The following is a 7,676-nucleotide window of genomic DNA, read 5'->3' on the forward strand; positions in this document are numbered from 1 at the left end:
CACTGCTGTCAGCCTTTAGTAATATTCGAGCGTGGGCTATTTTTCGAGCTGCCCCCTTTCCTGAAGAAATTAGTTTCTGCAACATTTGTCGTTCTTCGTCCGTTAATTCAACTATATACTTTTTTTTTCATTTTGGTTCCTCCTTGCCTCAAGAGTTTATATTATTATTATCGGCAAGAATGACCAAAATCTTAATCAAATCATTGGCGACAGAGCACTAGCTAAATTAGGCGATAAAAGAGCAGTTAGACCATTAGAAGAAGCATTATCTGACCCCAAAAATGAAGATATTAAAAAGGATATTGCACTACATTTAAAAGCACTACAGTATAAAATACTTACTGGAAAAGATTACCAGTATTAAATTTTATAAGAAGGGATGTATTATGTTTAAAAGAATGTTTTTAATTGGAGTAATGGGGATATTGATTTCAACAAGTAGTTTGGTTTTTAGTGAAGAAGAAAAGAGAATCTTGCCTGGATGTGAGGTAGGAGACGCTGTGTTTGCCAGGATGCAGTTCTGGGGAATTCAGTTCCCTGATTGGATTGCAAGATTTGGACATGCAGGTGTGTATTACTGTAGTAGTACTCGGAAAGGAGAGGAGGCATGGAATCCTGATAAAGGAGACCTTGTTAATTCTAATATGGAATTTGCTACTATTGAGGCTGTATTCACAATAACAGAGGGAGCAAGAGTACAGATTTGCAAATTCAGTGATTCCTTCGGTGGCAGGAATTATGAAGGAGCATATAATAATGGTGGTTTGAAGGCCGGTGACCGGATAGATATTATCACCCGTGCCTTTAATCAGCTTAAAGCTATCGGCATACCGCCATTTCCAGAGACAAGGAGATGGCCAGCAATTAAAGACCCAAACCACAAGGAGGTTAAAGAGAGAGCTTTCAGTTGTGATGGGATTGTTGAGTATTGTTATGAGGTACTGTAAAATAAGGGAAAATGGGAAAAAGAGGGAAAAATGGGTAATCCCTCACTTATCGGTGGTAAAAACTAAATAGAAATTTTCTCTCGCAAAGACGCAAAGTTCGCAAAGATTATAATTTATTCCTTTGCGTCCTTTGCGACTTGGATAGAAATTTAATCTTTGTGCCTTTCGCCTACCAATAACTGACCGATTACAAAAATGGGAATTTTTTTTGTTGACTTGTCTAAAATGAAGGAGTATAATAGTAATATCATGGAATTAGTAATCAGTAAGCGGTTGTATTTAGTCTTTAGTGGATTATTGGTATTGTTGGTCTGTATGCTTTTTAGCTGTGGACAGCAAAGCAAAGAGCAAGAGGCTGCTAAGAACAAAGAAGAAAAAACTACGGGCTTAGAGCTAATAGATAAAAGTAAAGAACAAAAAGTAGAGGCTAAAGAGCAACCTAAAATACAATCTAAAAAGGAAATTAATGAGACTGAATCTACACTTTCTCAAAAAGAAAAAAAGAAAATAGAAAAGAGAGCATTAGAGATTATTAATAGGATAGAGAAGTTATATGTGAATTTTTTAGAGATGATACTTAAAGAAGAGAAAGTGAAGGAAAAAGTGAAATTAGTAAAAGAATTAAAAGAAATAGATAAGGAGATATGTAGACCAATATTATTAAATGCTATTAAGGATAAGAAAAAAAACTGGATAGTTAGAAGTGTCTTTATATCCGTGTTAATAGAGGATCTAAATATAAAAGATGATGAAATAACTAACCTCTTAATAGAGATAGCAAATGACCCAAAAGAGGATATACTATTGCAAAAAGGTGTAACCGATACACTTCAGGAAGATTTTGGGATAAAACTTCCTAAAGCTAAACTTTCTGATAAGGAGATTGAGAAGAAAGTAAAAAGACTTATTAAAGAGATAAATTTGGTATGTATGTTTATGCCTAATATATATTTAGCCGTAGGGATAGCAGGGTTTTACGGGCAAGATATAGAAGAGATTGGGGGTCCTGCTATTCCTATCGTAGTAAGAGAATTTGCTAAGAGGAGAAATTGGAAGACAAGATTCTATTTAGGGAGCTTACTTGAAAGGTTGGTAGAAATCAGGGATAAAGAAGGATATTTTCTTAGACACAATACTCATACTGAATACAGCAACAATGTAGCTCAAGTTTTAGGGAAGATATTAGAGAATAAGAGGGAAAATATGTGGATAAGATTGGGAGCAGCAAAGGGGTTAATTGCAGGAGGAGATAAGGCTATTGAACCTCTGGTAAGGGTATTGAGAACTATCGAATGTGAGCCTTCTATCCCTTTAGATGATGAAAAGTCTAATCAAAAAGAGCAGATGAGGGAGAATTTCTGTGATAGTGTATTGTATTCATTAGGAAATTTATTAGAAAACTCAGAGGATAAAAGATTAATAGAAGAGGCAATAGATGCAATAAAGGATAAATTATATGATAAGAACAATTCGATTCAAAGAAGTGCTGTGAGTGCGTTGGGAGGGGGGGGTGTATTTAGTAAAAGAGCAAGAGATATATTAATAGATACTTTAAAGAATCATGAATCTGGAGATGTCAAAGCAAGAGTTCCAGGAGCTTTGGCAAATGTATATGATCATATTACAGACGAGAATGAAAAAGAGAGAATAGTGGATGCATTAATAGAGGCAGCCACTGGAGGTTCATTAGAGGTTGAAGGATTTAAGGGTATAATACCAGGTCATAGGAATATATTTGCTATTGAGATGTTAGGAGAGATAAAGGCGAAAAAAGCGGTCGAACCACTGATAGAGACGTTGAAGGATGAAAATGGATTAATCGTAGATGACGCAGCAAGAGCATTAGCAAAAATAGGTGATAAAAGGGCTGTGGAACCATTGATAGAGGCTTTTAAGAAAGAAGATGATTGGGGAACAAGACAATGCATAGCTATTTTTTCCTTAAGTAAGTTTAAAGATGAAAGAGTAATTAGATTTTTAGAAAAGGCATTATTTGAGCCAAGAAATAAGATGATTAAAGGAGAATTAGCACTTGCATTAGGTGACATTGGAGATAAAAAGACGGTTGATTTGTTAATAGAAGTATTGGATGATGCAATAAAGGATAAGGATGAAATGGTAACATATGGTTGTTCTTTTGCCCTATGTAAAATAGGGGATAAAAAGGCAATCCCATATGTAGAAAAGGCATTAAAGGAAGGAACATGGGATTATCACAAGGATTGGGTAGTAAAGGAATTAAAAAAATTAAAAGGTAACTAAAATATTAGTCTTTACCTAAAAGGAGGAGGTTATCAACATGTTTAAAAGATTATTTTTAATGGTGGTAATGGAATTATTGGTTACAGGTGTGAGTTTAAGTACTGTGTATGGTGCGGGAAGGATGTTACCTGGATGTGAGATAGGAGATGCTTTGTTTGGTCAGATAAACTTCTGGGGGATTCCGTTACCTCCTGGAATAGCAAGGTTAGGACATGCGGGGCTCTATTACTGCAGTAGCACGAGGGATGGAAGTGAGGCATGGGATCCTGAGAAGGCTGACCTTGTTAATTCTAACATGGAATTTGCTACCATTGAGGCAATATACACACTAAAGGGAGTAAAGGTACAAATTAGCAAACTTACTGATTCCTTTAGTAATCAGTTTTATTCGGGGGCATATAATAAGAGTGGTGGTCTAACAGAAGATCAGCGTAAAAGAATAGTCACCTGTGCCTTTAAGCAGCGGGATGCCAAAGCTACAGCACCATTTCCCTGGACACGAAAATGGCCAGCAATTAAAGACCCAAACCACAAGGAGGTTAAAGATAGAGCTTTCAGTTGTGATGGGATTGTTGAGTATTGTTATGAACAAGTTATTAAACCTGATGGGTTTTTTAATGAAGAAGATGAAAAAGATTGTGCCCCTAAAGTTAAAATCACAGAAATACCACAATTTGTATTTTTAGCCAAAGGTAAATTACCTAAATTTTACCCAGTCGGATTGATGAAGAAAATGACTAAAGCAACATCCCATCCACCAAAGATAATTAATTTTAAGGTAGAAAAGGATGGAAAAGAAATTAAAGAGAGAGATAGAGTAAAAGGAATGGTTAAAATAAAGACCATGGTTACAGATACAGAATTCGGGTCAGGTGTAGATAAAGTCGAGTTCTATGCCCGAGCAAATACTCTTCCTCTTCCTGACTTAATTCATATCAAAACAGAGGACAAGCCTGATGCAGATATAGGTCGGGTTTATGAATGTGATTGGAATACACCAGGAGAAGGAGTATTACCTTACAACCTGCATGTAGTAGCATATGATAGGGCAGGTAATAAGACACAGGAGTGCAAAAATTTCTGGTTTGATTCACCCTACCATGTAGAAGACCCATTTGAAGTTATCATCGACAATGAACCCCCACAGGTAGCCACCACCACTCCTTCAAATGGGGCTACGAAGATATATCTAGGTAAAAAGATCAGAGTTACTTTTTCTGAAGAAATGGCAACTGAAACGATTAATTCGGATACAATCCTGGTAAATAATAGTGCTATTGTTGGCTCGGTAACTTATGCTGAAGACCTCAGAACCGCATTCTTTATACCGGATAAACCGTTAGATATTTATACAAACTATACTGTTTTAGTTAAAAGTGGTGAATTAGGGGTAAAGGATTCTGCGGGTAATCCGATGGATTCAGATTATTCCTTCTCATTTACTACCACTGACGAATTAATTCCAGGTAAAGTTGTCGAAGTACCAGTAACCTATACCGATGAATATGGAAATGAACATCCCGTCCCTGCTGGGACTCGTGTCATGGTATCATACTGGCTAATAGGAACAGAACAGGAAGATTATATCATTGGTACCGGGAAATACCAAGGGGTAGAAGAAGATGGTAAGGTGCGGTTTAATTGGCCGGGTGGTGCCATTGAAAATCAGCGATTTAGAGTATTTTATGAATCCTGGGGTTTTCGGACAGATTGGATGACTCCTTCACCTACGCCAAACGATTCTTCAACCAGAGAATTACTCAACTCTTCACTCACCACCGAGAATTCAGCTTTTAAGACTGATACGCGGTTTACAAGTCCAAGTATCTATGTTACTACAAAACCAGACAAATGGGAATTTCATAAATTTGCCTCCTGGCTGTTCGATATTCATAAACCAGAAGGCTCAGATGTGTATGTCCCGGTTAATGGCACTGTAACTATTAATTATGATGAGGTAGTTACTATTCCCTGGTGGAGTAAGGTATATTATAATCGAACTGGTGCCTTATCTATATTTGGTGCACTTAATTCTGGTGGCTTTGACTATATGGCTAATTTGTATCCCGGGATGAAGGTAGTAGATGAAGCATCATGGTGGGAGAATATCAACTATTCTCCAGAAGGTATTACCTGCTACGGCACGAATACAAAAGGTATATGGAAGATATTAGTCAACGGTATTAAAAAGGACGAATGGAGTGATGATAAAATATTATCTGCATTTGGTAATTTATTAATAAAGCGTTGGGGTGAGAATTTTTATGATTTTCAACTTAGATTAAGACCGAAATTTGGCACACGAACGGATGTATTTCAAGCATGGTTAAATGGTTTCTCTTTCTATTATTCCTGTGTATCAAGAGGGACTGCGACTATTGAAGTAAGGGATGTAGATACAGGAATTACTAATACCTATAATTTAGAGTCATTAGGCTCTGAGACTCAAGGTTTGGATAATGGAGCAGCAGTAGCCGCCGCGTTATGGAAGATGAAAGACCCATATCATATCTGGAAGGCAATATACAATAATATCATCATACCAGCACACCCCGGCTCCAATGTTCAGGATTTCTGGCGGGAATTAGGGACTCAAAGCTATATTCCCATGCCAGAACAATTCTGGTTGATGCATGGGCTGAAACCAAAAATTGAATTTGCTACATCGACCAATACCCCAAATCCCAGATTATTCTGGGATAGAAATGGTATTTTAGATAATACTATCGCGGTTACCTATACCTTAGAAATAGCCACAGATACTACATTTGAAAATATATTATTTAGCAAACACCAAATCACTGAGGAAAATTATCACCTCACAGATATAAACCTTGAAGATGGAATTTACTACTGGCGAGTTCGGGTAGAAGATGAGTATTTACCTGGTAATTTACAAAATGCCTTAATTGACCTTTACTCGCCAACAGGTAATTTTGAAATTCATCTGTCCAAACAAGCAGGGATAACTGTGATAAATGACCCCAATACCCAGGGAATACCTTCAGATGTAATAGTAGGTATTTATGATAAAGAGGGAAGTATTTATACTGGTGCCTACTGGATAGAATATGACCAGATAAATCGGACAAAGACATTAGATCTAAAATATACACCGATTACGGTACACTTTGAGGCACAAGGTAGTGGTAAAAATAAAAGTAGTATTACATTACCACCTGACTATACCTTTGAAGATGGTAGTTGTGTCCATATATTTGAAAATGGTATAACATTTAATGAGCCTGGAAGTTATACAATAAGCATCTCATTAAGTGGTGAGGGGATAAATATACCTGCGGCATCGCATGGAGGAATTCAGGTCGCACCAAAAGGCATAGTCCCTGACCATTTCCATGTAGTAGATATCCTTGACCCGATAGAAGAAGGAGGGACTTCAAATGTTTCTGTAGTCGTTCATGATGCAAATTGTAATTTAGTCATTGGCTATACAGGTGATGTTTACTTTACTTCTACTGACCCACTATCAATTTTGCCTCAAACCTATACATTTACTGCCTCAGATTATGGCGTGCGGACATTTGTAGATGGAGTAGTATTAAAGACATCAGGTTCTCAGACAGTCTTTGCCACAGATGTAGATAATCCACAAATTATTGGTTCTCAGAGTGTATTTGTTGGCACACCAACAACCAATCCGAGGATATTTATTCAGCCTACAGCAGGAACAGTAGGGATAGGAGTGAGTGTTACCGGTGTTGACTTCCCTGTAAATGAAGTAGTGGCGATAGATTTTGGGATAACAGCATCAATCGTGGTGACTACAACTGACGGATTAGGGCAATTTAATGCAAGTTTTGTGGTAGATACTCAAGCAGGCTGCGGAAGCATTACGGTAGTGGCTAGAAGTAAGGATTGCGTTGTGTCCGATTGGTTCAGAATGCTTGGTCGGATAACTTTAGTTAGTCCACAGCAAGGCACTATTGGGACAGTGATAAGTGTTAGTGGTGATGGATTTGCGGCAAAAGAGCGGATAGAGATAGATTTTGGAACTAATCCGACGATAACAGTAACCTGGAGTGATAATGCCGGTAGGTTCTGGGCAGTATTTACTGCAGATACCCAACCGGGTTGTGGCACAATCACCGTCAGTGCCAAAGGCAAAGATTGTGTGGCATACAGCTGGTTCAGGATGCTTGGACGAATAACCCTGGTTAGTCCACAGCAAGGTACAGTTGGGACAATAGTAGCTGTTGGTGGTGATGGATTTGCGGCAAAAGAGCGGATAGAGATAGATTTTGGAACTAATCCGACGATAACAGTAACCTGGAGTGATAATGCCGGTAGGTTCTGGGCAGTATTTACTGCGGATACCCAAGCGGGATGTGGCACAATCACCGTTAGTGCCAAAGGCAAAGATTGTGTGGCATACAGCTGGTTCAGGATGCTTGGTCGGATAACTTTAGTTAGTCCACAGCAAGGCACTATTGGGACAGTGATAAGTGT

4 protein-coding genes are annotated in these 7,676 nt (G+C 37.9%); 3 read left to right on the forward strand and 1 reads right to left on the reverse strand.

Features of this window, described 5'->3' with window-relative positions:
* Positions 1 to 115, reverse strand: a 115-nt coding sequence (locus tag AB1414_11895) for an IS630 family transposase (GenBank protein MEW6608127.1), incomplete at its 3' end; no start/stop codon positions are given.
* A 271-nt stretch (positions 116 to 386) separates the two neighbouring features.
* Here AB1414_11895 and AB1414_11900 point away from each other — a divergent pair.
* From AB1414_11900 to AB1414_11910, 3 genes are all read left to right on the forward strand, one after another.
* On the forward strand, positions 387 to 947 hold the full coding sequence (locus AB1414_11900; GenBank protein MEW6608128.1) for a hypothetical protein: 561 nt from the start codon (positions 387 to 389) through the stop codon (positions 945 to 947).
* Positions 948 to 1,196: 249 nt separating this feature from the next.
* Positions 1,197 to 3,209 (forward strand): HEAT repeat domain-containing protein, encoded by a 2,013-nt coding sequence (locus tag AB1414_11905; protein MEW6608129.1) that lies wholly within the window; start codon positions 1,197 to 1,199, stop codon positions 3,207 to 3,209.
* 37 nt (positions 3,210 to 3,246) lie between these two features.
* Positions 3,247 to 7,676, forward strand: a 4,430-nt coding sequence (locus AB1414_11910; GenBank protein MEW6608130.1) for an Ig-like domain-containing protein, incomplete at its 3' end; no start/stop codon positions are given.

This window comes from bacterium, from assembly GCA_040755795.1.
In the GTDB taxonomy this organism is placed as follows: domain Bacteria; phylum UBA9089; class CG2-30-40-21; order CG2-30-40-21; family SBAY01; genus JBFLXS01.